General features: G+C 71.1%; 25 protein-coding genes. 12 read left to right on the forward strand and 13 right to left on the reverse strand.

Annotation, left to right across the window (positions count from 1 at the left end):
- Positions 1-13: 13 nt before the first annotated feature.
- On the reverse strand, positions 14-1,366 hold the full coding sequence (locus tag ACRWK8_RS10530; protein WP_431869894.1) for a malonyl-CoA decarboxylase domain-containing protein: 1,353 nt from the start codon (positions 1,364-1,366) through the stop codon (positions 14-16).
- A 120-nt stretch (positions 1,367-1,486) separates the two neighbouring features.
- Here ACRWK8_RS10530 and ACRWK8_RS10535 point away from each other — a divergent pair, with 120 nt between their 5' ends.
- From ACRWK8_RS10535 to ACRWK8_RS10545, 3 genes are all read left to right on the forward strand, one after another.
- Positions 1,487-2,164, forward strand: a complete 678-nt coding sequence (locus tag ACRWK8_RS10535; protein ID WP_431869896.1) for a GntR family transcriptional regulator — start codon at positions 1,487-1,489, stop codon at positions 2,162-2,164.
- Between the two features lie 188 nt (positions 2,165-2,352).
- Entirely contained in the window at positions 2,353-2,982 is a 630-nt protein-coding gene (locus ACRWK8_RS10540; protein WP_431869898.1) for a helix-turn-helix domain-containing protein, read from the forward strand.
- Between the two features lie 47 nt (positions 2,983-3,029).
- On the forward strand, positions 3,030-3,713 hold the full coding sequence (locus ACRWK8_RS10545; RefSeq protein WP_378740312.1) for a type III secretion system chaperone family protein: 684 nt from the start codon (positions 3,030-3,032) through the stop codon (positions 3,711-3,713).
- Position 3,714: 1 nt separating this feature from the next.
- On the opposite strand, the gene ACRWK8_RS10550 is transcribed toward ACRWK8_RS10545, so the two are convergent.
- The gene (locus ACRWK8_RS10550) at positions 3,715-4,326 is read right to left on the reverse strand and encodes a histidine phosphatase family protein (RefSeq protein ID WP_431869900.1); all 612 of its coding nucleotides are present in this window, start codon (positions 4,324-4,326) and stop codon (positions 3,715-3,717) included.
- An 861-nt stretch (positions 4,327-5,187) separates the two neighbouring features.
- Here ACRWK8_RS10550 and ACRWK8_RS10555 point away from each other — a divergent pair.
- The 3 genes from ACRWK8_RS10555 to ACRWK8_RS10565 all read left to right on the forward strand — a co-directional run bounded on the left by ACRWK8_RS10555 (position 5,188) and on the right by ACRWK8_RS10565 (position 8,459).
- Positions 5,188-5,394, forward strand: coding sequence for a hypothetical protein (locus tag ACRWK8_RS10555; protein ID WP_431869902.1), 207 nt, complete (start codon positions 5,188-5,190; stop codon positions 5,392-5,394).
- Between the two features lie 416 nt (positions 5,395-5,810).
- Complete coding sequence (locus ACRWK8_RS10560; protein ID WP_431869904.1) at positions 5,811-7,649, forward strand: outer membrane protein assembly factor BamB family protein; 1,839 nt, start codon at positions 5,811-5,813, stop codon at positions 7,647-7,649.
- A gap of 267 nt (positions 7,650-7,916) precedes the next feature.
- Positions 7,917-8,459: a type 1 glutamine amidotransferase domain-containing protein gene (locus tag ACRWK8_RS10565; protein WP_378740317.1), complete on the forward strand. Its 543-nt coding sequence runs from the start codon at positions 7,917-7,919 to the stop codon at positions 8,457-8,459.
- 91 nt (positions 8,460-8,550) lie between these two features.
- On the opposite strand, the gene ACRWK8_RS10570 is transcribed toward ACRWK8_RS10565, so the two are convergent.
- The 3 genes from ACRWK8_RS10570 to ACRWK8_RS10580 all read right to left on the reverse strand — a co-directional run bounded on the left by ACRWK8_RS10570 (position 8,551) and on the right by ACRWK8_RS10580 (position 11,498).
- Positions 8,551-8,664 (reverse strand): methionine/alanine import family NSS transporter small subunit, encoded by a 114-nt coding sequence (locus ACRWK8_RS10570; RefSeq protein ID WP_378740319.1) that lies wholly within the window; start codon positions 8,662-8,664, stop codon positions 8,551-8,553.
- Positions 8,664-10,283 carry a sodium-dependent transporter gene (locus tag ACRWK8_RS10575; protein ID WP_431869907.1) on the reverse strand — a complete coding sequence of 540 codons (1,620 nt, stop codon included), beginning with the start codon at positions 10,281-10,283 and terminating at the stop codon, positions 8,664-8,666. Before ACRWK8_RS10575 ends, ACRWK8_RS10570 begins: the two co-directional genes overlap by 1 nt.
- A gap of 210 nt (positions 10,284-10,493) precedes the next feature.
- The gene (locus ACRWK8_RS10580) at positions 10,494-11,498 is read right to left on the reverse strand and encodes a pirin family protein (RefSeq protein ID WP_431869909.1); all 1,005 of its coding nucleotides are present in this window, start codon (positions 11,496-11,498) and stop codon (positions 10,494-10,496) included.
- A gap of 158 nt (positions 11,499-11,656) precedes the next feature.
- Here ACRWK8_RS10580 and ACRWK8_RS10585 point away from each other — a divergent pair, with 158 nt between their 5' ends.
- The gene (locus tag ACRWK8_RS10585; protein WP_378740324.1) at positions 11,657-12,418 is read left to right on the forward strand and encodes an MBL fold metallo-hydrolase; all 762 of its coding nucleotides are present in this window, start codon (positions 11,657-11,659) and stop codon (positions 12,416-12,418) included.
- A gap of 44 nt (positions 12,419-12,462) precedes the next feature.
- A complete protein-coding gene (locus tag ACRWK8_RS10590) occupies positions 12,463-13,392 on the forward strand; it encodes a ribonuclease Z (RefSeq protein ID WP_431869911.1) in 930 nt (309 codons plus the stop codon).
- 68 nt (positions 13,393-13,460) lie between these two features.
- Here the strand turns inward: ACRWK8_RS10590 and ACRWK8_RS10595 are convergent, their stop codons facing one another.
- Positions 13,461-14,432, reverse strand: coding sequence for an EamA family transporter (locus ACRWK8_RS10595; protein WP_431869913.1), 972 nt, complete (start codon positions 14,430-14,432; stop codon positions 13,461-13,463).
- 76 nt (positions 14,433-14,508) lie between these two features.
- On the reverse strand, positions 14,509-15,021 hold the full coding sequence (locus tag ACRWK8_RS10600; protein ID WP_378740330.1) for a GNAT family N-acetyltransferase: 513 nt from the start codon (positions 15,019-15,021) through the stop codon (positions 14,509-14,511).
- A 41-nt stretch (positions 15,022-15,062) separates the two neighbouring features.
- Here ACRWK8_RS10600 and ACRWK8_RS10605 point away from each other — a divergent pair, with 41 nt between their 5' ends.
- Positions 15,063-15,623, forward strand: a complete 561-nt coding sequence (locus ACRWK8_RS10605; RefSeq protein WP_378740333.1) for a helix-turn-helix domain-containing protein — start codon at positions 15,063-15,065, stop codon at positions 15,621-15,623.
- A gap of 17 nt (positions 15,624-15,640) precedes the next feature.
- On the opposite strand, the gene ACRWK8_RS10610 is transcribed toward ACRWK8_RS10605, so the two are convergent.
- Together ACRWK8_RS10610 and ACRWK8_RS10615 are read right to left on the reverse strand one after the other, a co-directional pair.
- Positions 15,641-16,477: an aminoglycoside phosphotransferase family protein gene (locus ACRWK8_RS10610; RefSeq protein ID WP_431869916.1), complete on the reverse strand. Its 837-nt coding sequence runs from the start codon at positions 16,475-16,477 to the stop codon at positions 15,641-15,643.
- Positions 16,478-16,648: 171 nt separating this feature from the next.
- Positions 16,649-17,692, reverse strand: a complete 1,044-nt coding sequence (locus ACRWK8_RS10615) for a Gfo/Idh/MocA family protein (protein WP_431869918.1) — start codon at positions 17,690-17,692, stop codon at positions 16,649-16,651.
- A gap of 99 nt (positions 17,693-17,791) precedes the next feature.
- Between ACRWK8_RS10615 and ACRWK8_RS10620 the strand changes: the two genes are divergently transcribed.
- Both ACRWK8_RS10620 and gdhA read left to right on the forward strand, forming a co-directional pair.
- The gene (locus ACRWK8_RS10620; RefSeq protein ID WP_378740339.1) at positions 17,792-18,490 is read left to right on the forward strand and encodes a GNAT family N-acetyltransferase; all 699 of its coding nucleotides are present in this window, start codon (positions 17,792-17,794) and stop codon (positions 18,488-18,490) included.
- A gap of 156 nt (positions 18,491-18,646) precedes the next feature.
- Entirely contained in the window at positions 18,647-20,017 is a 1,371-nt protein-coding gene (gene gdhA, locus ACRWK8_RS10625) for an NADP-specific glutamate dehydrogenase (protein ID WP_378740341.1), read from the forward strand.
- Between the two features lie 137 nt (positions 20,018-20,154).
- Here gdhA and ACRWK8_RS10630 read toward each other — a convergent pair whose 3' ends face one another.
- Both ACRWK8_RS10630 and ACRWK8_RS10635 read right to left on the reverse strand, forming a co-directional pair.
- Positions 20,155-21,387, reverse strand: coding sequence for a DUF418 domain-containing protein (locus ACRWK8_RS10630; protein WP_378740344.1), 1,233 nt, complete (start codon positions 21,385-21,387; stop codon positions 20,155-20,157).
- A gap of 20 nt (positions 21,388-21,407) precedes the next feature.
- The gene (locus ACRWK8_RS10635) at positions 21,408-22,058 is read right to left on the reverse strand and encodes a hypothetical protein (RefSeq protein WP_378740346.1); all 651 of its coding nucleotides are present in this window, start codon (positions 22,056-22,058) and stop codon (positions 21,408-21,410) included.
- A gap of 114 nt (positions 22,059-22,172) precedes the next feature.
- Between ACRWK8_RS10635 and ACRWK8_RS10640 the strand changes: the two genes are divergently transcribed.
- Positions 22,173-22,781 (forward strand): TetR/AcrR family transcriptional regulator, encoded by a 609-nt coding sequence (locus ACRWK8_RS10640; RefSeq protein WP_378740348.1) that lies wholly within the window; start codon positions 22,173-22,175, stop codon positions 22,779-22,781.
- A gap of 72 nt (positions 22,782-22,853) precedes the next feature.
- Here ACRWK8_RS10640 and ACRWK8_RS10645 read toward each other — a convergent pair whose 3' ends face one another.
- Together ACRWK8_RS10645 and ACRWK8_RS10650 are read right to left on the reverse strand one after the other, a co-directional pair.
- Entirely contained in the window at positions 22,854-23,828 is a 975-nt protein-coding gene (locus ACRWK8_RS10645) for an aldo/keto reductase (protein ID WP_431869922.1), read from the reverse strand.
- A 90-nt stretch (positions 23,829-23,918) separates the two neighbouring features.
- A complete protein-coding gene (locus tag ACRWK8_RS10650; protein ID WP_378740353.1) occupies positions 23,919-24,050 on the reverse strand; it encodes a hypothetical protein in 132 nt (43 codons plus the stop codon).
- Positions 24,051-24,251: the final 201 nt, after the last annotated feature.

The raw sequence follows: 24,251 nt of genomic DNA on the forward strand, positions 1-24,251 counted from the left end.
AGGTGGAGGTGTCTCACGTGTCGGAGCCCGGGGCGTCCGGCAGTGCGTCCCGCAGCGGGCCGTCGAGCGCCACGGTGCGGCGGCGGACGAAGTCCTCGTGGCGGCGTTCGAGCTTCTCCGGCTCGTAGCGGTAGTTGACCATCGCGCCGTAGGACTGCCGCCAGGCCTGAGCCGAGGTGTTCGCCGGCCAGTTGAGCCTCCACGCGGCGGCTCCGTTGCCCAGGTGGAAGCGGGCGACCGAGTCGAGGGGCCGCCCGTCGCCGCGCTTCTCGGTCGCGATGTACCGGGCCAGGACGGGCAGGAGGCGAGAACGGATCCGCGCGGTGTCCGCGGGGCCGAGGTCGGCCGGTCCGTCCGCGGCTCCCAGGTCCCGGGCGAGCCCCCGCAGGTCGGCCTCGCTTCCGGCCCGCTCCTCGAGCCAACGCCGGAACCCCGGGATCGGTGACAGGGTGACGAAGTGCGCCAGGTGCGGCAACCGGTCGCGCACCTGCTCGATGACCTGCTTGATGAGGAGGCTGCCGAAGGAGATCCCGGTCAGGCCGTCCAGCGCGTTGTTGATCGAGTAGAGCGCCGCTGTGTCGGCCTCCCCGGGGTCCAAGGCGGGGCCGGGCTCCAGCAGGGGGGTGATGTCGCCCGGCGTCCCACGCACCAGGGCGACCTCCACGAAGATCAGCGGCACGTCGCCGGTGGCCGGGTGGAAGAAGGCGTGGACGCGGCGGTCCGCGGGCTCCAGTCGGCGGCGGAGATCGGCGCGGTCCGCCATCGGGTGGACCCTCTCGTAACGCAGCAGGTGGTCGTGCAACCGCCGGGGCGAGTCCGGGGTGACCTCCGCCAGGCGGAGGAAACCGCGGTTGAACCAGGAGGCGAGCAGGTGGTGGAGGTCGTGGTCCAGGGGCCGCAGCTCCGGACGGCGGCGCATCAGTCGGCGCAGGTCCGCGCGCATCCCGACCAGGGCGAGCGTGGCGTCGGGCGCGTGGTTCATCCGGCGGAGCAGTCGCTGGCGCGCCGGCTCGACCGCGTCGAAGAGCCCGACCAGTTCCTCCTCGCCCCCGGACCCGCTGTTCCTGGCCTCGTCCCAGCGGTGGAAGGCGGTGCGGACCCGGTCGGGGTCGACGCCGTGGTCCTTGATGACGTGGGTGAAGAAGGCCGTCCTGCCGGAGTCGTCGAGCTCGCCGTAGGCGGCCAGGGCCCGCGCCGCGACCGCGCGGACGGAGGCCTCGCCCACGTCGCCCATGAGGACCTCGCAGGCGGTGATCAGGCGGTCCAGGGCAGGCGTCCCCGACGTGCCGGCCGTCTGGGGGCCACCGCCGTGCCCCTCTTTCGCCGGTCGGACCGGACCGGTCTCGCACGCTTCGTCGGGCCGCATCTCCGCTCCTTCAGTAACATACATCACGGGGGGTGATATATATAACAGGGAACGTAGGGCAGGGAACAGGGGAGCGCAACCCCCCGCGGCCGGTCGGCTAATCTGGGCACGGAGGTGTCGATGGCTCGGGTTCCGGAATCCCACCGCGTACGGGACGCGCTGGAGAACGCCGTCGTCGAGGGCCGGTACCGGCCGGGTGAGCGCCTGGACCCGGCGCGGCTCGAGCGCGAGTTCGGGTGCTCGCGCACACCGATCCGGGAGGCGCTCCAGGCTCTGGAGCGCTCCGGGCTGGTGCAGATCCGCCCCAAACAGGGCACGTACGTCACCGAGCTCGGCGTCTCCGAACTGGCCGAGCGCTTCGAGGTCATGGCCGAACTCGAGGGGATGGCGGCACGCCTCTGCGCACGCCGCATCGAACGGGAGTCGATGGACCGGCTCGAGCACACCCTGCGCGCGTGCGAGCGGCACGCGACGGCGGGGGACGCCGACGGGTACTACTACGCCAACGCCGATTTCCACGGCGTCGTCTACGAGGCGTGCGGCAACGAATACCTGCGACAGCAGGCCCAGGCGCTCAAACGGGTCCTACAGCCGTACCGGCGGCTCCAGCTTCGGGTACCGGACCGTATGCGGCGCTCCCTGGCCGAGCACCGCGCGATCGCCGACGCCATCGTGGCCGGGGACGCCGAGGCCGCGGAGAACGCCGCCCGCGACCACGTGCTCGTGCAGGTCAAGGAGTTCAGCCAGCTCGTACGGACCTGGCGGCACCTCACCGATTCGGCGCGCGGAGTCGGGTGAGGACCGGGCGGACGACCGCCCCGAACTGGAGGGCTCGACCCCGGCTGCTGGGTCGGGGCGGGTGGTCGATGGCGGCGAGTACGGTCATTCCACACGAGCCTGCCCGCCTGAACGGGTTCGACGTTCCGGGGAGGCCGTGAGGGCGTGCGGTGTCGGAGGTGACGGGGGAGCTGTGACAGATTCGGGGTATGGACGACGAACTCACCCCGGTGCTGGAGGCGGTGGGGCCGCGGCTGCGGTCCCTGCGTAGGGAACGGGGCACCACGTTGGCGGGGTTGTCGGAGCAGACCGGGATCTCGGTGAGCACCCTGTCCCGGCTGGAGTCGGGACAGCGGCGTCCCACCCTGGAACTCCTGCTACCGCTGTCCCGCGTGTACGAGGTGCCCCTGGACCGGCTGGTGGGACAGCCCCCGGTGCGGGACCCCCGGGTCCAGCGCGGGGCTTTCGTCCGCCACGGTGTCACCTACGTCCCCCTCAACCGCAGGCCGGGCGGTCTCCAGGCGTACCGGATCACCAACCCGACGCCGAACGCCCCGCTCACCGTTCCGGCGGACCAGATCGAACAGCGCACCCACGAGGGGCACGACTGGCTCTACGTCCTGGAGGGGCGGTTGCGGCTGGTCCTGGGCCATCACGACATGGTGTTGGAGGCCGGTGAGGTCGCGGAGTTCGACACCCGGATCCCGCACGCGCTGGCCAACCCCGGGCCGGGCCCCGTCGAGTACCTGGGCCTGTTCGGACCGCAGGGAGAACGGGCGCACGTGCGGGTGCGCCCCAGGGAGGACTCGGAAAAAAGGGGGGAACCGGGCGAGGAGTGAACGGCGTCTCAGTGGGTGCAGAGCCGCACTGAGAGGAAGATTCACCCATGTCTGGTGGCACCCTGGCGATCATGATGATCGCCGTCGTCATCGTCATCGCGATCGTGGTGATGTCCTCGGCCGCCGAACGACAGCGGGCTGAGTACCTGGAGACCTGGGCCCGGGAACGGGGCTGGAGCTACGAGAGGGAACGTCCCGAGCTGACCTACCGGTTCCACGGCACCCCCTTCCGGTCGGGGCGTTCCAACGCCAAGGCCCGACACGTGCTGACGGCCGACCACCGGGGGCACAGGGTCCTGGCCTTCGAGTACTCGTACACCACGACCAGCCACAACGGTCAGAACACGACCACGACCACGCACTGCTTCAACGTCGTGGCGGTGGGCACCCCGCGTACGTCGGTCCTGGAGGTCAGGAACGAGCACCTCGGACACACCCTGCTCGGCCTGTTGGGCGTGCACGACCTCCAGGTGGGAGAGCCGACCTTCGACGGGACCTTCCGGATCACCGCGCAGGACGACGCGTTCGCCCTGGCGGTGCTGGGACCGGAGCTGCGGGCCTGGCTGTTGGCGGGCGCCGAGGAGCGGGTCCCGTTCCGGTTCACCGGTGACCATCTCATGACCTGGGGTTCGGGCAGGATCGAACCCGACGCCGTGGTGACGGACGCCGACACCCTGATCGACCTGTTGGAGAAGGTCCCCGCCCAGGCGTGGGAGGGAACCCCGAGCTGAGTCAGGGCCGCAGGTGGGGCGGGAAACCAGTCCACCGCAGCTCGTCGGGCAGGTGGGTGAGCTCGTTGAGGGTGACCACCGAGGCCGGGCCGTGCGGGGCGTACCGGATGACGGTCAGCCCGGCGTTGGCCGCGCCCACGCTCACCCACCGCCAGGGCGGCGCGTCGAGCGCCGCCGTCACCAGCCAACCGACGAGGTAGGCATGGGTGATGACCACCTCCCGGAGTTCCGTCCGACCCTCGACGGGGCCGGTCAGGAGCTCCAGCGCCCTGCGGCCCAGGTCGGCGGAGCGTGCGTCGGGTGGGACGCGGTGCAGGAAGTCGAGGACACCGTCGGCGTGGGTCGGGGGCAGTTCGTGGCGTTCGGGCAGGTAGGGGGCGTAGTCCCCGGCTTCGGGGAGTTCCACCGGGGTCACGTCCTCCAGATGGGAGGCCACCAGGTGTGCGGTCTGGGCGGCGCGGGGCAGGGGGCCGTGCCGGAGGGTGTGGGGCGCGAACTCGCTCAGACGGGCTCCGAGCAGGTCGGCCTGGCGGCGTCCGGTGTCGGTGAGATCCCCGGTGTCGGGGTCGGCCTGGGCGTGGCGGGCCAGATACAGGCGTCGGGTCGCGGCCATGGGGGACCCCTTCCGGGTGGGGGCTGCTGGTGGTGTTCCCCTCCTGGGACCCACCTCGATGGCGCCTGGTTCACCTCGGACGAGTGGGAGGCCTCCGTCCTCGGTGCCGAACCACCCCCGAGCGAGCCGCCGAGTCGTCACCGTCGGCGCCATCGCCTCGGCCCCGGAGGGCGTGGTTGGGCTGGACCCCTCAACTGAATCGAGAACCACGCACGACTCGGTCCTGTCGGTCACCGCCCCAGCCGCCGGGGTGAGGAGGTCGCTTACCGTACTCACAGCATTTCGCGGCTGTGAGTCAGCGCCTCCACCAGTTCACTCTGGACCAAGAAGAGTTCACCACAGGCTATGGACTCTCAGACACAGTTCTCGCCAAACTTGATGAGCGAGCACATTCCCCATTTCCCCTGTATTCCATGGGGATCCGCCCACGCGCTCCTGACCAAAGGGCCTGAGTAGCATTCGAAGATCGTTTCGCATGTCGGCGAGAGGCCGTGGGGGGGGGAGACTGGCATCCCCATTCCTATCACTAGCGATTTGTCCGACAACCTTCACGGATCACGGAAATTGATGCGGTGATCTTCCGAACCAGATGCTGGGAGCCTGTTCCGCGAACCCTCGTGATCTTTCGGTGGCCTCATTCGGCCAATAAGTGTAGATGGCTTACGCGGAACCCTCCAGCAGAAGTTTGATTCCTTAAGAGATACCCCGACACGACCTGAAAAGAGGTCCCCTGTGCGTCTGATGAAGCGTGCTCTGGCCCTGACCGCGTCCCTCGCCCTCGTCCTGGCACTCAACCCTGTGCCTTCAGCAGCAGCTGATGTCCAAACCCAGGCCACCAGGAGCATCAGCTGCAACCAGCCGGTGGGAAACAAGGTCAACTTCTCGTGGAGCAACGGCATCGTCACCACGACGCTGTACTACAACAACCACTGCAGCCATGACCAGCGCGTCACCGTCAAACTGCGTGGCGCCGTCGTCCCCTCGGTGTGCCTGGTGACCAAGGCAGGGACGAAGAGCAACGTCCGCTACAACGCCACGGCCATCACCGACGTCACCAAGGGCTGCTGACCCCCTCGTTACCGTTCGGGCCGTTGGGGTCCAATGGGCCACAGCACCCACCGCCAGGCCGGTCACCGTGTCCGATGTCCCCGCTAGGTCATCTCGTGAGCTACGAGGTCGCGAGATCGTGTTGACCCAGGACCATGCCCTGGGTCAACGCGGTGGTCCCTTCACCCGGGCTGGGTACCGGAGGACGGAGGCTGGTCTCAACAGCGAGCTCCCGCGCTCCACGACGCCGGGAACACGGGGACCAACGTATGGCGGTGGGTTCGGTCAGCTCCGCCCGGTGACGTACAGGGGTTCCGTGTCGATCACCGGCCGTTCGGTGTGGCCCAGACCTTCACGGGCGGCTCAAGGAGCCCGCGCCCCGCTGATCGGCGCACCGCAAGCCAGAGCAGCCCATCGCGCCGTAGGAAGCTGTCGAAGTGACCCACGAATCCCCCAATACATCTCTTCCTCCTTCGCGGAGACCCGCCAGCATCGGCCTTGCCGCCCTGCACGCCGCCACGCTGTTGGTGAGCCTGCTGGCGGTGGTGTGGGCACTCGGCGTGTTCTCGCTCATCGCGGCCCTGGTCGGGGCAGTCGCCGTGCTCACCCTGATCGCCTTGCGGCTGCCCCGCCGCGACGGCACCCCCCTCGTCCGAGCACCCGGGCTCCTGCTGGTCATCGGAGAGATCGTGCTGTTCGGCGCTTCGGCCGTCGCGGCCTGGGCCCTCTGGCCGACACCGGTCGCGGTCGGTGTCGTCGGGCTCGTCACGGCCGACACCGTCTTCCGGCTGAGGGCCTGGATCAGGCTGGTGGACGGTGACCGAGGGCGCCTGGGAAGAATCGGCGCCCGCACCGCGATGGCGGCGATCGCGATGGCGGTCCTCGCCGGAGCCCTGTCTCCCTGGTACTGGTCCCCGGCCGCCGGTGCGGCACTGTGCGCACGGCCCACGGTGCAGCAGGGAGCCGACGACGTGTGGCCCGACGCGCGTCCGTTGACCCAACGCGACTCCAGGCGAGAGGACTCGGCGATGTTGGACGCCGCCGAGGAGTTCGAGGGCAACGCGGGCTTCGGTACGGCCGCCTGGTGGGTTCCGCTCTGGGGCGGGGTCGCCACGGGCAACTCCACCTCGGTGGCCATGGTGGACGTGGACGGGATCGGCGTCTACGACGCGGACGACGGCCGGGTGCGCTGGACGCTCGAGAGCGGGATCGACGGGGCGTTCGGTCGGAGGGGCGACGACGGCCAGAGAAGCATCCACGGCGACCGCGTACACGCCCTCGGCGAGACCTTGCTCGTCCACCTCAGCCCCGACAGGGGTCGGGGCGCACTTCCGAAGGACGCCCTGCTCGCCTTCGACATGGAGACCGGAGAACGGCTCTGGTGCGCGGTGGGCTTCACGAGTCTCCAGGTGGATCCGGACACCCATGACCGCATCGCGGTCTTCGACGGTTCCTGGAACCTGCTGAACCCGGACGACGGCCGCACCGTGGCAACTCTCGACATCGACCAGACCTCTCTGGCCCATGTGGCTCCGGAGGAAAGCAGGATGGGGCTGTTCTCCGCTGCCTACTGGCCCACCGAGCGGGCCGTGCTGGGAGGTGGTCGGATCGTGCTGACCAGAGGGCCAGCGATCGCCGTCTACGACTCCGCGGTCGGAAGCCCGATCCACGACGCGACGCTCCCGGCTCCTGCTCCCAGCACGCGCGAACTGGACGAGGAGGACGGGCACGCGGTGTACAACGTCATCCTTGACGAAGCGGCGACCGTGGTGGAGGTCGACAGCCACGACTCCCGCTCCAGCCGCAACTACCAGGGCACGGAGCTGATCGCCTTCGACCCCTCCGGGGAGGAACTGTGGCACCGTACGGCCCCCGAACCCGGTGCCGACTGGTCGCTCGCGCTGGGCGACTACGGCCTCTCCGGGGTGGTCCAGGTGGTCGACGGGGTCTTCGCCAAGAGTGACAGAGCCTTCCACATCAGTGACGGGTCCGACGCCTGGGAACCGGAGTACCGCATCGGACTGCCTTCCGGCAGCAGGCACGTCGTGCGGGACGGGTTCCTCTACGGCCACGCCTACAAGGGCGGACGTGTGGTCGCGGTGGACGCCCGGAACGGGGACATCGCCGCGGGCCCTCTGAAGGCCGATGAAATCGAGCAGGGCGCGGACGTCTTCCTGAGCCACACCGGTCTGCCCTCCGGGAACCTCTTCACCCAGTCCGTCGCGAACCGGCCTGCGGAGACAGTGATGTTCGGGCTGCCGTCCCCGGCGGACTGAAACGCTGATCATCCAGTCGAGCACGGCATGTTCCGCACCACTGTGCCCGCACGAACGCTGAACGGGAGCCTGGGCCACCTGATGATGACGTCGACATCGTCGCGCCCATGAGCACACCGATCACCGTCGGGCGGCTCCGGGGAGCGGGGGAGTCCCGGGGATCGATCCCTCGGCGGTACGTGAGCGGAGGGGGCTGGGCGGGTAGGGCCGCACGTGTCGGCGGATCCGTTCGGATCCGCGCACCCGAGGAGCACACAGGGGGACACGATGGCTGACCCACTCACCGGACGCCGGGTGGCGATTCTGGCCGCGGACGGTGTCGAGCAGGTGGAGCTGGTCCAACCACGCCAGGCGCTGGTCGAGGCCGGAGCCCAGGTGGATCTGGTCTCGTTGCGTGAGGGAGAGATCCAGGCCATGAACGGGGACATCGAACCGGCCGACCGGTTCGCGGTGGACCGGGTGGTGTCGGAGGTCGGTGTCGACGACTACGACGCGCTCATGGTTCCGGGGGGCACGATCAACCCGGACAACCTGAGGTCGGACGCGGACGCGGTGCGGATCGTGCGCGACTTCGTGGCCCGGGGCAAGCCCGTCGCGGCCATCTGCCACGGGCCCTGGGTGCTGGTGGAGGCCGACGTGGTGCGCGGGCGCACCGTCACCTCCTTCCCCAGCATCCGCACCGACATCCGCAACGCCGGGGGGACCGTGGTGGAGGAGGAGGTGGTCACCGACCACGGCGTGACCACCAGCCGCGACCCGGACGACCTGCCCGCGTTCTGCGCGCGGATCGTCCGGGAGTTCGCGGCCTGACCCTCCCCGCAGGGAACGGAGCGTCCCGTACACGGCCGAGGGGCCGCGGACCGCGTGTGCGGTTCGCGGCCCCTCGGGCTGAGGCTGGTGGTCACTCGGACCCGGGGTCGTCGGGGTGGCGGCGCAGGTGGATGACGGCCGCGACGAGGCCGCCCCAGAGCACGGTGATGGAGATGACCATCATGACGATGGCGCTGGTGGACATCAGCGGTCCTCTTCCTTTTCCTTGTCGAAGGCCGGGACGGCGGTGCCGGAGGGCGCGATGTCGTTGGGCGCCTCCAACTGGACCGGGGTGCCGTCCTCGTCCGAGACGCGTTCGGCGTCGTGGCGGGCGATGGCGTCGGCACGCTTCCACGGGAAGCAGGACATCACGACGCCGAAGACAATGGCGCCGATGGCCACACCCCAGCCCGCGGCGAGCAGGTACCCGGTCGGGTAGCCGCCGTAGTTGGTGGCCAGCTCGGTGCGCAGGCTGTCCCACATCATGATGCCGAGCAGGACCGGCGTGACGCCACCCAGCGTCACGCGCCACCACAGGCCCAGGTGGATGCTGGAGACGGCGTTGACGTGCGACTGGAACAGGGGCAGCTTGCGCACGCCCCAGCCGACGAAGATGACCAGGACCAGACCGGCCAGCGCGATGCCGTACTGGTTGATGAAGTGGTCGAAGACGTCCAGGAAGTGCAGGCCCTCCGGGGTCGGGAAGAGCAGGATCGAGGCGAGCGCGGTGGCGCCGCCGACCAGCAGCACGGTCTGGGTGCGGCCCAGGCCGGTGCGGTCCTGCACGGCCGAGACGATCACCTGGACGATGCTGATCAGCGAGGTGAGTCCGGCGATGACCAGGCACCCGAAGAACAGGACGCCGAAGAGCGAACCGCCGAAGGGCAGGCTGGAGATGATCTGCGGGAAGGCGATGAAGGCCAGTCCGATACCGGAGGTGGCGACCTCGTCAACGGCGGTTCCGGCGGCGGTGGCCATGAAGCCGAGGGCGGCGAACACGCCGATGCCGGCCAGGAGCTCGAAGGAGCTGTTGGCGAAGCCCGCCACCATGGCCGAGCCGGTCAGATCCGACTTGCGCCGCAGGTAGGAGGCGTAGGTGACCATGATGCCGAAGCCGATGGACAGCGAGAAGAACACGTGTCCGTAGGCGGCGATCCACACCTTGCCGGTCAGCATCGCCTCCCAGTCGGGTGTGAAGAAGGCGTTGAGGCCGATGACGGCGCCGTCGAGGGTGAGCGCCTGGATGACCAGGAGGCCGAACAGGACCACCAGTAGCGGGATGGTGATCTTGTTGAGGATCTCGATGCCGCGCCGGATCCCGATGATCAGGACCGCGAGGGTCACGAACCAGACCGCGACCAGTGGCCAGGCCACCCCGGAGACGAAGCCGGAGACGACGCCCGGTTCGGGGCTCATCTGGAGGAAGTCGTTGAAGAAGAACCCGTCGGGGTCGTCACCCCAGGCCTGGTTGACGGAGAACCAGGTGAAGCGGATGGCCCAGGCGATGATCACGGCGTAGTAGACCGCGACCACGAAGCAGATCGCCACCTGCCACCACCCGATGGCCTCGGCCGGGCGGAAGATGCGCCGGTAGGACAGCGGAGCCGAGGAACGGTACCTGTGCCCGATGCCGTACTCGAGGATGAGCAGCGGGATGCCCGCCGTCAGCATCGCGATCAGGTAGGGCAGCAGGAACGCGCCGCCCCCGTTCTCGTAGGCGACGTAGGGGAATCGCCAGATGTTGCCGAGTCCGATGGCCGATCCGATCGCGGCCATCAGGAATCCCGCGCGCGTCCCCCACTGCTCGCGAGGCTGTTGCCCCATGTTCAGGTCTCCTAAATCATCCCGTAGTTCGCGACCCGCACCGTAGCAGGATTTGTGCCCTTGAGCATCGTTGGGGCAGGTCCGGGCGCTGGATGTCGTCGTTCGGTCGGCATTTCGTGCGGAATCGTCCAGCTTTCACTCTGGAGGCCTGAGCAAGCCCCGCTTACCCTTCACGTTCAGCGCCCCTCAGCCGGAGGGCGGGGCGCCGGGTCAGGCACCGCGGTGTCGGGGGCGCGCACGCAGCCTTGCGTTGGGCAGGTCGGGAGCGGGCAGCGCGGCGCCGCCGTCGGCGCGCACCGGGTCGAACCGGAAGCCCTCGCCCCGGTCGTGGCCTTCGCGCTGCTCCTCCCAGTCCGCGCGGGCGCGCACGATCTCGTCATGGTCGCGACCCACGAAGTTCCACCACATCACCAGGTCCTCGGCGAAGGGTTCGCCGCCGATGACGAGCAGGTGGGTGCGTTCGGTGGCGTGGAACTCGATGTGGTCGCGTCCGGTGCCGAGGTAGAGGAGGGAGCCGGGGACGACCCGGTGACCGTGGGCCCGCACGGGGGCGTCCAGGGGGAGCAGTCCGTGTTCGAAACCGGGTCGGACGGGCAGGGTGACGGTGCTTCCCGCCTCGATGACGACCTCGGCGCCGACCAGCGGAGTGTGGGTGCGCGCGGGTGAGCGGTGGCCTCCGAGCTCGCCCATGATCACGGTGACCCGGGCCCCGGGCAGGGAGAACCCGGGCAGGTCGTCGTGGTGCTCGAAGCGGGCGGGTCCCCGCCGGTCGTGGCCGGGCAGGGCCACCCACAGCTGTGCCCCCTGGAGGAGGTCGGGGGCGTGCTCGGGGGTGCGTTCGGAGTGGGCGATGCCGTTTCCGGCGGTCATGAGGTTGAGCTGGCCGGGGCGGACCACCTGGTCGGAGCCGAGGCCGTCCAGGTGGTGGACGGTGCCCTGGACCAGCCAGCTCACGGTCTGCAACCCGATGTGGGGGTGGGGCGGCACCTGCATGCCGGGACCGGTGCTGACGTCGGCGGGCCCGTAGACGTCGGCGAAGCACCAGGCGCCGACCATGCGGCGGTTCCGGCCGGGGAGGGCGCGGTGGACGAGCATGGCGCGGGGTCCGCCGAGGGGGACCTCGCGTGGTTCGAGGAGTTCGGTGCCGTGTTCGGGGCCGGGGGCGTCGGCCTCACAGACTCGTTGTTCGGTGGGGTGGGGTTCGATGTTGCTCACCTGGTCGACGCTAGTCCAGCCGGGGTGCTGACGCACGTGGGCGGGGGTGTGGCGGAAGAGGTGGGTGAGTCGTACTGCGCTAGACGGTGAGTTCGCGGGTAGGAGTGGGGGACGGGGTCCGTTCTCGGGTTCTCACGCGTGCCCGTCCGGGAGGAATCATGACCCATGTCCCCGAGGAGGTCGCCCCCGGTGTGTACCGGATCGGTGACCCGCTCGTGAACTTCTACCTGGTGGAGACCGTGGAGGGGCTGGTGATGGTCGACGCCGGTCTGCCCTCGCACAGCGGTCGGTTCCTGGACGCGGTCGCCTGGGTGGGGGGCCGGTTGCGGGCGGTGGTGCTCACCCACGCCCATCCGGATCACACGGGCCTGGCCGAGCGGGCCCGTGACAAGGCGGGCGCCCGGGTGTGGGTACACGAGGCCGACGCGCCGATCCTGGTGGACGGGCCCACCAGCGCGATGATCCATGCGCGCCCTGAGCGACCGTTGCTCCCCTACCTGGCGCGGCACCCGGCGTCCGTGCGGGTCCTGGTGCGGCTGGGGCACGCCGGGGCGTTCACCTCGGACCGGGTGAGCGAGTTCTCCGTCTTCGGTGACGACCAGGTACTGGAGGAGGTGCCGGGCCAGCCGCGGGTGGTGTCCGCGCCGGGGCACACCCCCGGCAGTGTGCTGGTGGTCTTCGAGGAGCGTGGGGTGGCCTTCACCGGGGACGCCCTGGTCACCACCGATCCCAGCACGGGGTGCGACGGGCCCCGGGTGGTCAGCCGGATGTCCACGCACGACAGCGCCCGGGCGATGGAGTCGTTGGAGAGCCTGGCCGCGCTGCCGGAGCGGAGCGTGCTGCTGCCGGGACACGGCGCTCCCTTCACCGAGGGTCCGCGTGCCGCGATGATCCGCGCCCGCGCCACCGGAGTCCGCTGAAACCGAGAGGCGCCGCCGCCACGCAGAGTGGGACCATACGCTCCATGTCCGTACGCGAACTCGTGGTCCTCGGGACCTCCAGTGCCGTGCCCACCCGTCGGCGCAACCACAACGGCTACTTCCTGCGCTGGGGCGACCAGGGTGTGCTGTTCGACCCGGGGGAGGGAACCCAGCGGCAGATGCGTCTGGCCGGTCTGGCCGCCAACGACATCACCAGGGTCTGCGTGACGCACTTCCACGGGGACCACAGTCTGGGACTGCCCGGAGTCCTCCAGCGCATCGCCCGTGACCAGGTCCAGCACACGGTGCGGATCGCCTACCCGGGCGCCGGTGAGGAGTACTGGCGGCGCCTGCGGCACGCCACCTCCTTCCGCGACACCGACGTGATCGTGCCCCAGCCGGTGGGCGGCTCCGGGACTTGCGTGGTGGGCCCGGACGAGCCGTTCACGGTCACGGCCCTGCCCCTGCGCCACTCCATGCCCGCCTACGGGTACCGGTTGACCGAACCCGACGGGTGGCGGATGCTGCCCGACCGTCTGCGGGACCTGGGGGTACGCGGCCCCGCCATCTCCCGGTTGCGGCGGGAGGGATCCCTGGAACTGGCGGACGGCCGCGTGGTGGAGCTGGCCGACTGCGCGGTGCCCCGCCCCGGCCAGGTGTTCGCGTTCGTGATGGACACCGGTGAGTGCGAGCAGGCGGTGGAGCTGGCCCGTGGGGCGGACATGCTGGTCATCGAGTCCACGTACCTGGACTCCGAGGAGCACCTGGCCGAGGCGTACGGCCACCTGACGGCGCGCCAGGCCGGGCGGATCGCCGCTCGTGCGGGGGCACGCACGCTGGTGCTGACCCATCTGTCGGAGCGCTACGAGGAGGCAGACGAGAGCCTCTTCACGGCCCAGGCGGGCGAGGAGTTCGACGGGCAGGTGGTGCTCGCCGCTGACCTGGACCGGATCGCGGTGCCGCCACGGCGTTGACGCGCCCGGCGGCGCCTCCCCCGGTGCGGACGGGTCGGTCCGATGTCTTGTGACGGCGTCCTCGCAGGTCAGCTCCGGTCCGGAGCGTGTTCCGGCTCGGGGGCGGCCGGGGCGTCCTCCGTGGCGGGCGTCGGAGAGCTCGGCACGGAGGTCTGGGCGATGAAGGCTCCGGTCACGATGACGACCGCGCCGACGACCTGGACGAGGCTGAGCGCCTCGCCCAGCAGCACCCAGGCGAGCACGATCGCGGTGACCACCTCCAGGTAGGCCACACCACCCGCCACCTGCGGCGACAGGCGTCGGATCGCCGAGACCCCGGCGAAGTAGGCGACGGCGGTGCACACCAGGCACAGCCACAGCACCAGGGCCCAGCCCGGCAGGGTGAGCGTCCCCAGCGGGAGCGGGTCCGCGAGCAGGCCCCACGGCAGGGTCCAGGGTTGGGCGAGTGCCCCCAGCAGGACGGCGGCGATCAGCGCGCCGAAGGCGATCACGGCCAGGGGGTCGGTGTCCTGACCCATGGCGTCCCCGAGCAGGAAGAAGGCGGCCTGCGCGGCCGCCGCGCCCAGGGCCAGACCCACGCCGATGGCGTCCAGGCTCATGCCCGCCCAGATCTCCAGGAGCAGGCCGAGCCCGGCCACCGCGAGGACGACCCCCACGACGGCGGCGGGGGAGACCCGGTCGCGGCGCACCACCCGGACCCACAGCAGCACCAGGACCGGGCCGAGGAACTCCACGAGCAGCGCGATCCCCACCGGGATGCGGGCGACGGCGGCGAAGTACAGGGCCTGCACTCCGGCCATGGGGAAGACTCCGTAGGCCAGGACCAGCAGCGGCCGGTTCCGGGCCGTGCGCCAGTGCCGCACGGCGACGGGGAGCAGGATGAGCGCGGCCCCGGCCACCCGCAGCCAGGTGACCTGGAGCGGGTCCATGCCCGCGTCCAGCAGTGGGCGGGCGAAGACCCCCGCGCCGCCGAAGGCCAGGGCGGCGGCGAGCGCGAAGGCCAGCCCCGAGGGGCGGTGGCGGGCGGTGTGCGCGGACACGGGTCACTCCAGGGGGATGGTGGGGAGAGGGGACCTCGTCGAGCATAGGGGGCCGGTGTGCGGGGGGTCGGCGTGGCTACGGGGTGAGGTCCAGCTGGGCCCAGGCCACGTCGTGCCAGGCGTCGTGCTTGTGGCCCACCCGACGCATGACTCCCACGTCCTCGAAGCCCATGGCCCGGTGCAGGCCCAGGCTGGCGTCGTTGGGCAGGGTCATGCAGGCGATGGCGGTGCGCATCCCGCGTGCGGCCAGGCGCGGCATCAGCGCGGTGTAAAGGGCTCGTCCCGCGCCCCGGCGGCGGCGCCCGCGTTCGAGGTAGACGCTGACCTCGCAGGTCCGGCGGTAGGCGGCGCGGGTACGGAAGGTGCCGCCGTAGGCGTAGCCGAGCACGCCCTCCTCGTCCTCCATGACGATCCACGCGTGGTGGCGCTGGGCCTCGGTGATGCGCCGGGCCATCTCCTCCTCCGAGGGAGGTTCGAGCTCGAAGGTGATGGAGGTGTCGGTGACGTAGGGGGCGTAGATCGCCGCGCACACCGCCGCGTCGGTGACGGTGGCGTCGCGGATGCTGTCGTGCGTGAGCAGGGCGTCCATAATTGAGCATGATAAACGAGGTTGTCCACTATGGTGAACACATGAGTGACGAACTGGGGCCCGCCCTCGCCGTGACCCTCCAGACCCTGCGCCGCGACCGCGGACTCAGCGGCGCCGCCCTGGCCGACCTCTCCGGGGTCTCCCGGGCCATGATCAGCCGGATCGAGAACGGGGACGCCCAGCCCACCGCCGCGCTGCTGGGACGTCTCTCCGGGGCCCTCGGGCTGACCCTGTCCGAACTCATCGCCCAGGCCGAACAGGGGGACCGTCGTCTGGCACGCCGTGACCAGCAGCCCCTGTGGACCGACCCCGAGACCGGCTACCGGCGGCGCGCGGTCTCGCCCACCTCCGGGGGATCACTCGAACTGGTGGAGGTGGAACTTCCTCCCGGTGCCCGGGTGCCCTACCCGGAGGAGGTGTTCACCTTCACCCACCACCAGATCTGGGTCCTGGAGGGCGTGCTCGCCTTCCGCGAGGGCCCGACGGAACACCTCCTGGAGCGCGGGGACTGCCTCCAACTCGGCGCCCCCGCGCCCTGCGAGTACCGCAACCCGACGGGGAGTGCCTGCCGCTACCTGGTGGCAGTGACCCGCAGGGCGTAGCGCCCGGCTGCCAGGGATCAGCCGGTCAGGGCGGAGAGGAGGACGGGACGCTGCTCGCGCAGCCACCGCCCGCGACGGGCCTTCGTCCGTTCCCACGCGGCCCAGCCGCCCGCCCGTTCCACGCTCCGGACGAACGGGGGGCTGCCCTGGTCCACCATGTCCCGGGCGAAGTCGCGGGAGACCTCGTCGTACTGCTCCAGGGCCTCGGGAAGGGAACGGCGTTCGGCGTCGCACAGGCCGTAGCCGTCCGCGATCAGACGGAGCCGGTGCGGGAGGCGGGCGCCGGCGAACTCCGTACGGGCCAGGGCCTCCGGGGGCAGGGCGGGGCCCAGGTAGAAGGCCAGGGCGGCCAGGTCCCAGACGGGGCGCCCCGGGGCGGCGAGGTCGAAGTCGATCAGGGCGACGGCCTCGCCGCCCCGGAAGACCAGGTTCTCCAGGCAGGGGTCGTTGTGGCAGAGCACGGTGCCGCCCTCGGGGTCGCTCAGGGCGGTGGGCCAGGCCGTCCCGGCGCGCAGGGGGACGTGCTCGGCGGCGTCGTGGTAGCGGCGCAGGAGCCGGGCGGCGCTGGCCACCACGCGGTCCGCTCGGGACCAGGCGGGGAAGGGAGGAAGGGCCACGTCGCCCTCCACGAAGGTCAGCTCCTCGGTCCCGGGCCCCTCGTCTCCCTCGGCGGGGCGCAGGGCCAGCGGACGGGGAGCACCGGTGAACCCGCCGCCGGTCAGGGCGGAAAGGAAGTCGTGCAGCGCGGCGGCGTGGGGCGGGGCCACGCGCACCACGCGCTCGCCCCGACGGACGACCGTGTTCATCATGCCGCCGCTCAGCGGCTGGTCCCGTTCCTGGTGTCCGGTGCTCATGTCCGACCTCCGTGCCTCAACGCGTGACGTGCGTGGGAAGTGTGGTGGGTGTCCCGGATGAACCCGGCCGCGTGTCACCGTTCGGACCCGGTCGTGAGTGGACCGTGAGGCACCGTACCGCGCCGCTGGCGGTCCCGGGAGGAGAAGCCGCTCAACCACGGCTGATCGCGCTCACCCCAGGTCGGGCAGGGGCACGGGGACCGAGCCCTGTTCGAGGGAACGGGCTCCGGCCACCCCCACCAGGGACGCCGCGACGGCCTCGCGCACGCCGGTGACCGGTGGCGCCCCCTGTTCGACGGTGGCGCGGAAGGCCTGGAGGAGCAGCACCGTGCCCTCCGCGCTCCGGTCCACGGCCGCGCCGTCCAGGGTCAGCTCCGGGGGAACGCGCACCTCCTCGCGGGGACGGCCGTCGACCTGGGTCCACCCCTCGGTCCGCACCCGCACGGACCAGGCCTGGTCGCCCCGGGCCCGGACCGACTCGGCCAGCCCCCGTTCGCCGCGCACCGACACCCAGCTCCAGTGGCTGTCCGGCTCCCCTTGCAGGAAGCCGTTGCGGGTGAGGGCCAGCGCCCCGGTGGACAGGCGCACCGCCATGACGCTGGCCTGGCGGGGCGCGGTGGTGTCGGCGGTGAAGGCCGTCACCTCCACGGGACGCGCGCCCGTCAGGGCCAGGATGGGGGAGAGCGAGTGGGTGCAGTAGGCGGTGGGGGCGATCGTGCCCCGCCAGTGGCCCGGGTCCCCGATGAGGCCGTTGACGTCCTGGGGCGACATGCCGTGCAGGTAGTCGGCCTCGACGTGCGTGACACGGCCGATCTCGGGCAGGGCCTCGCGGATCAGGCGCACGTGCGGCAGGAGCACGTAGTTCTCGGCCAGGGAGTAGCTGGCACTGGAGCGGTCGGCCGCCTCGACGAGGCGGCGCCCCTCTTCCTCGTCGGCGCACGCGGCCGTCTCGGACAGCACGTGCACGCCCCGGTCGAGGAAGGCGACCGCGAGGGGCGCGTGGGCGTCGAAGTCGTTGGCCAGGATCACGCCGTCCAGGCCCGTGTCCAGCAGGTCGCGCCAGTCGCTCACCCTCCGTGCGTCGGGCAGGGCCGCACCGGCCCGGGACAGCACCGCCGGATCACGGTCGCACACCGCCTCGACCCGCATCCCGAGCCGCTCGCACCAGGTCGCCAGGAGCGATCCCATCCCCAGTCCCACCACTCCCACGCGCATGGGGCGATCATGGCGGTCACCGCGTGGGGCCGCAAGCGCATCGCGCGCGGTGCCGGTGATCGGCCTCGGAACGTCGTCCCCGGATGATGGAATGCCCGCATGAGGCCGACATCCCCCGACACCCTGGCACCCCTGGTCCGACGCTGGCAGCGAGGGTGGGCGCTGGCCGCCGCGCTCACCCCGGCGACGGAGGCCGACGGCGCGCTGCACGTACGGTTCGAGCGGCCCAGGAGATGGGTCGAGCGGATCGTCCTCGACGCCGACCGGCACCCGGAGCGGACGCTGGCCCTGGCGGAACGGGTCGCCGCCTCACCGGATCCGGACTGGCTCACCGTGCCCACCCGCGACGCCGAGGCGACCGTTCGGCTGTTGGCCGGGACGGGGCTGGAGGTGGACCCCGCGCACGAGACCCTCATGACCACGAACCTCGTCGAGCACCCCGCGGCGACGCCGCCCGTCGCCCCCTACACCGTCCACCTGGACGAGGAGTGCGTGGTGCCCGGTCGGGAGACGGTGCTCAGAGCCAGTCTGTCGGCGCCCGGGCACGTCCGGGCGGGCAGCGGGATCGGCGCGCTGGTGGGCACCGACATGATCGCCCACGCCATCGGGACCGAGCCCGAGCACCGTCGGCGCGGGCTGGGCTCGGTGGTGATGGGGACTCTGACCTCCCGTGCCCGCGCGCTCGGGGGCCGGGGCGGGCTCCTGGTCTCGACCCCGCAGGGGCGCGGCCTGTACTCCTCCCTGGGGTGGCGGCCCCGCGCGACGGTGGTGGTCGCGCGGGCGCCCGGGGTCGAGTGACGACACGGGCCAGAGCGGGGAGCGGTCGAGGAGGTCCGGAACCGGACGTGTAACGTCGTTGAGGGCCTCGAACGTGGCCGCATCACTGATCGCGTTGACGTCCCCCAGGGCGGTGACCCGTGAGGGGCGCCAGCGCCGAAGGGACCCAAGACCCACATGACCTCTGTCATCGGCTCCGAAATGGAGAACCACCACCCGGGCGTGCGTTCGGCGTTCGAGCACGTGGCCCGGCGCAACCCGGACGAGCCCGAGTTCCAGCAGGCGGTCCTGGAGGTGCTGGAGAGCCTCTCTCCCGCGCTGTCGAGCCACCCCGAGTACGTCGACCAGCGAGTACTGGAGCGTCTCTGTGAGCCCGAGCGGCAGATCATCTTCCGCGTCCCGTGGCGGGACGACCAGGGGCGGGTGCACGTCAACCGTGGTTTCCGGGTGGAGTTCAACAGCGCCCTGGGCCCGTACAAGGGTGGTCTGCGCTTCCACCCCAGCGTGAACCTGGGCGTCATCAAGTTCCTCGGGTTCGAGCAGATCTTCAAGAACGCGCTCACCGGCATGGGCATCGGCGGCGGCAAGGGTGGCAGCGACTTCGACCCCAAGGGTCGCTCCGACGCGGAGATCGAGCGCTTCTGCCAGTCGTTCATGACTGAGCTCCACCGTCACCTGGGTGAGTACACCGACATCCCCGCCGGCGACATCGGTGTGGGTGGCCGCGAGATCGGCTACATGTTCGGGCAGTACCGGCGGCTGAGCAACCGCTGGGAGGCCGGGGTCATCACCGGCAAGGGCCTGGACTGGGGTGGTTCGGCGGTCCGTACCGAGGCCACGGGGTACGGAGCGGTGATGTTCACCGAGCGGATGCTGGAGCGTGCGGGCAAGGGCCTGGCGGGACGCCGCATGGTCGTGTCCGGATCGGGCAACGTGGCGATCTACGCGGTGGAGAAGGCCCAGCAGCTGGGCGCTACCGTGGTGGCGTGTTCGGACTCCAGCGGTTACGTGGTGGACGACAAGGGCATCGACCTCGACCTGCTCAAGGAGATCAAGGAGGTCGAGCGCGCGCGGATCAGCGCCTACGCCGAGCGGCGCGGTGGCGCGACGTACGTCGAGGGCGGCAGCGTGTGGGACGTCCCCTGCGAGGTGGCGCTGCCGTGCGCCACCCAGAACGAACTCGACGCGAAGGCCGCCCAGGCACTGGTCGGCAACGGCGTGCTCGCGGTGGCCGAGGGCGCGAACATGCCCACCACGCCAGAGGCGGCCAAGGTGTTCCGTCAGGCCGGGGTCTTGTTCGCTCCGGGCAAGGCCGCCAACGCGGGCGGTGTGGCCACGAGCGTGCTGGAGATGCGCCAGAACGCCCGGCGCACCTCGTGGTCCTTCGAGCACGCCGAGTCGGAGCTGGCCGAGACCATGGCCGGTATCCACGACCGCTGCGAGGAGGCGGCCGTCCGGCACGGCGCCAAGGGTGACTACGTGCTCGGTGCCAACGTCGCCGGGTTCGAGATGGTCGCCGACGCGATGCTGGCCCAGGGCCTCATCTAGGCCGAGTTCTGCGGACACACGCCGTGCCCGTGTCGCCGGGGCGACACGGGCACGGCGTTCTCGTCGGTCGGTGGCCGGATCCGTGGGCCCGAGGTGGCCGCCCTTCACTCTGTTCGGGGCGGAGGGCCGGGCCCGGATCAGGCGTCGACGGACCGAGGACGGTAGGTCAGCCGGCGCAGCAGGACCTCCGCCGGTCCCCGTCGGCCCGCGCGTTCCATGGCGGCCGCGCCGACCACCGTGAGGGCCCAGGTGGAGACGGCCAGGGCCGAGGCCGACCAGCTCGACAGGTGCGCGCCCAGTCCCAGACCCCAGGCGGCCATCACCGGGCCCCACACCACGGACTGCGCCAGGTAGCCGCTCATGGACCGGCGGCCCAGGGCACCGAGCCACCGCACCGGGAGTGACGTGGCCGCCGCCCGCCCGCTCAGCCGGTGCGCCACGAGTCCGAACAGCGCCGCGTAGCCGACACCGGTGAAGATCCCGGTGTAGAAGTTCAGGCCGGTCAGCGCCGACACCGGGGCGATCTCGGTGACGACCCCGGTGTGCTGGAGGGCCAGGACGGCGCCGGTGATCCACCCGGCGGCGATGCCCCACACGGCGAGCCGCCGCAGCAGCACGAGGTGTCGGGAGGGCTCGTCCAGGATCCGGTGACGGGCGGCGAGGACGCCCATGAGGAAGGCGGCGGGCAGCGCGAGCGTCGCGACCCCCGCGACGAGCTGGAACGACCAGGTGGTGAGCCGCACCATGGCCGCGGCCAGGTAGGACTCCTCGGCGATGCTGGCGCGCTGCATGTCGGCGGCGGCCGTGCCCGCGTCGGCGGGGACGACCATCCCCGCCACGGCCACCAGCGCGCCCAGACCGAGCAGGACGCCGATCCAGATCTTGAGGGTGCGGTCCGAGCGCCCGAAGAACAGCGGCACCATGAGGAGGCCGATCAGTCCGTAGACCCCGATGATGTCGCCCTGCCAGAGCAGGAGCGCGTGGACGGCGCCGAACACGAGCATCCACAGGTGGCGTCGTCTCAGGAGTCGTCGGGCCTGGAGGGGGCTGGTCCCCTTGGCCGTCTGGCGCGCGTACATCTGGCCGATGCCGTAGGCGAACAGGAACCCGAACATCGTGTGGACCCGGGCGTCCACCACGACGAGGGTCAGCGCCTGGGCGATCCGGTCGGCCAGACCGCCCTCCACCGGGTGCAGACCCACGGATCCCACCTGCGCCGTGTACAGGAAGTACGGGGTGTGCGCCAAGGCGATGAGCAGGAGCATCATCCCCCGTGCGATGTCGGGCGCCAGGGAGCGTTCGGACAGCGGGGTCGAGCGGATCGGCCCCCCGGAGGGGGGCGGCGCGTGATCAGGGGTGCGGGTGGTCATGTCGTCCTTTCGGGGGGTGTTCAGTTGCCCGCGTCGTCGAGCCAGGAGTAGCGCAGGCGGAGGGCGCGCTCGACGCTGCCCAGGGCCGCGCCGACGCCGAGCGTGACGTTGAGCCAGAGCGGCAGGAGGACGGGCGAGGTGAAGGTTCCGGTCACGTCGTTGACCGGGGGGATCTGTGAGAGGGGTTCGAGGGCCTGGAGCAGGTTGAGGCCGAGTCCGACCACCAGCAGAGCCACCGAGACCGCGCCGATCCAGCGGCTCAGGGCCGGGTGTTCGCGGTCGAGGCGGGCGCGTCGTCCCTCGGCGGAGCGGGGGTCCGGGACGAGTTGCCGCTCCGCTCCGTCGTCGGGGACGTGGTGGCAGCGTCGGAGTCCGAAGGAGCTCGTGGCGACCTCGACACGGCCGCCGGGGACGGGAAGGACCGCGGGCATCGTGGAGCGGGCGTGCCGTACGCCGTCGAGATACAGGTCAGCCGTGACCTCACCGTCCTCCTTCCGGCCCCAGTGTCGGACGTCGACCGAACAGAGCGTGGTGCGCCCGTCTGCCTGGCGGAGGGGAAGGTGGAACAGGGATCGGCTCAAGAGCTGCCACCAGCGAAAGGCCTTCAGGCGGCGGCCGTCCCCGGTCGTGACGCGGTGCGCCGCGCGTCGGCGGCGCCACTGGTCGAGCATGTTTCTCCTCCGCCTCTCACCGATCCACTTCCAACACAGTGTGTTGGCGACACGAGAGACACTAACACACTGTGCTAGTACGGTGTACTAGTAAGGTGGGGGCAGGAGGTAGTGATGAAGGAAGCAGACGACGCCCAGCGGAGCTCGCGCGACAGGATCCTCATCGCGGCGGCGACGATGGTGGGCGAGAACCCGGCGGAGCGGCCGAGCGTGCGGGCGGTGGCGGCCAGAGCGGGGGTGAGCACCGGCTCTCTACGGCACCACTTCCCCACGCAGCGGGCCCTGATGGACGCGGTGCTCGCGGGCATCTACGCGCACATCGCCCCGGGCGAGCCCATCCACGACACGACGCTGCCAGCGCGGGAACGCCTGGTCGCCTGCCTACGGCAGATCCTCGCGCACGCCGGGACCGGGAACGAGGCGAGGGAGGCCCTGCGCAGGACCTACGAGACCTTCATCGCTTCCGAACCGACCGAGGCCGCCCGCAGGACGTACCTGGAGGTCGAGGGGCAGATGCAGCACCGCGTCGAGCACTGGCTCTCCGTGCTCGTGGAGGAGGGAGCGCTCGCTGAGGGCGACAACGGCAGGCGCGCGAAGTTCCTGCTCACCGTGGTCAACGGCGTCACGCTCGAAAGGGCGTTGCCTGCCTCGGAGTCCCTGCTGGAGTCCGAGGCCGCCACTCTGTTCGCCGCGGTCGACGGCGTCCTGGGCGGCTGTGTGTAGGAGGGGCCCGGGTGCCCCCCGCGGTCGGGCCGGGCGCTGGAAGGACGCGTCAGCGCCCGGCCCCGACCGGGATCACCACAGGTGGTGGACCTGGGGACGGATGAGCTCGTCGTAGATCTCGCGGACCTGGTCGTGGGTCTTGGCGTCGAGCGGCGGCAAGTGCGCCGCTGCCGCGTTGCCCCGGGCCTGATCGGCGTTGCGGGCGCCGGGAATGACCACGCTCAGCCCCTCCTGGTCGAGGATCCAGCGCAACGCGAACTGGGCCAGGGTGGCACCTTCGGGAACCAGGGGTCGCAGGCGTTCGACGGCCTCCAGGCCGGTCTCGAAGTCAACGCCGGAGAAGGTCTCGCCCCGGTCGAAGGCCTCGCCCCCGCGGTTGAAGTTGCGGTGGTCGTCCTCCCCGAACCTGCTCTCGGCCGAGAACCGACCGGACAGCAGCCCGCTGGCCAGGGGGACCCTCGCGATGATCCCCACTCCGGCCTCGCGGGCGGCGGGGAGGACGCGTTCCAGGGGCTTGTGGCGAAAGGCGTTGAGGATGATCTGCACGCTGGCCACGTTCGGCCGGGCGATGGCGGCCAGGGCCTGGTCGCACGTCTCCACCGAGACCCCGTAGGCGCGCATACGCCCCTCGTCCACCATCGCGTCCAGGTCGTCGAACACGGCGTCGCTGTCGATGACCGTCGAGGGCGGGCAGTGCAGCTGGACCAGGTCGACGGTGTCCACGCCCAGGTTGCGGCGGGAGTCGTCGTTCCAGGCACGGAAGTTGCCCGAGTTGTAGTGGGCAGGGTCCTGGGCCATGCGGCGGCCCATCTTGGTGGCCACCGTGAGGTGGGGGTGGACCTTGAGCAGCTGGCCGACCAGCCGTTCGCTGCGTCCGTCGCCGTAGACGTCGGCGGTGTCGACGAAGGTGACGCCCTCCTCCACCGCCGTGTTCAGGGCGCTCATGGCGTCCGCCTCGCTGACCTCGCCCCAGGCGGAGCCGATCTGCCAGGCGCCGAATCCGACGGCTCCGACGCGGGCGACGGTACCGAGTTCACGTGTGTCCATGGCGTGATCCTAAGTCCTCTGGAATCGCTCCCACACGGGGCTTAGGGCCCGGGTCCGCCGGAGTTGGACCTCCATCTCCCGTGTACGCGGTCAGCACCGGGCGAGGGCACCGCGCACCACGGCCACGACTAGGCGCGTGACCAGGGCGAACAGGGCCCCGGTGTGCGGCGCGCCCAGCGTAGCGACGGTGTCCTTCCTGGCCAGGGTGCCGGGCCATCGCAAGCAGGCCCGCCTCATCGCCCTGCCTTGGCGCGGACCTGGGCGGCGGCCGGATTCAGGGCCCGCGCAACGCGACCCTCCGATTCGCGGTCACGCTCAGCCCCTGGTGGAGGCCTCATCCTTCGACAGCGGAATGCAGGGCGTTCGTGGGTAGGGTTGCGACGGATCAATTCCGTTGCCGACGGGACGGTGTCCGCCTAGGGT

It is taken from the genome of Nocardiopsis eucommiae (assembly GCF_965344335.1).
Classification (GTDB): domain Bacteria; phylum Actinomycetota; class Actinomycetes; order Streptosporangiales; family Streptosporangiaceae; genus Nocardiopsis; species Nocardiopsis eucommiae.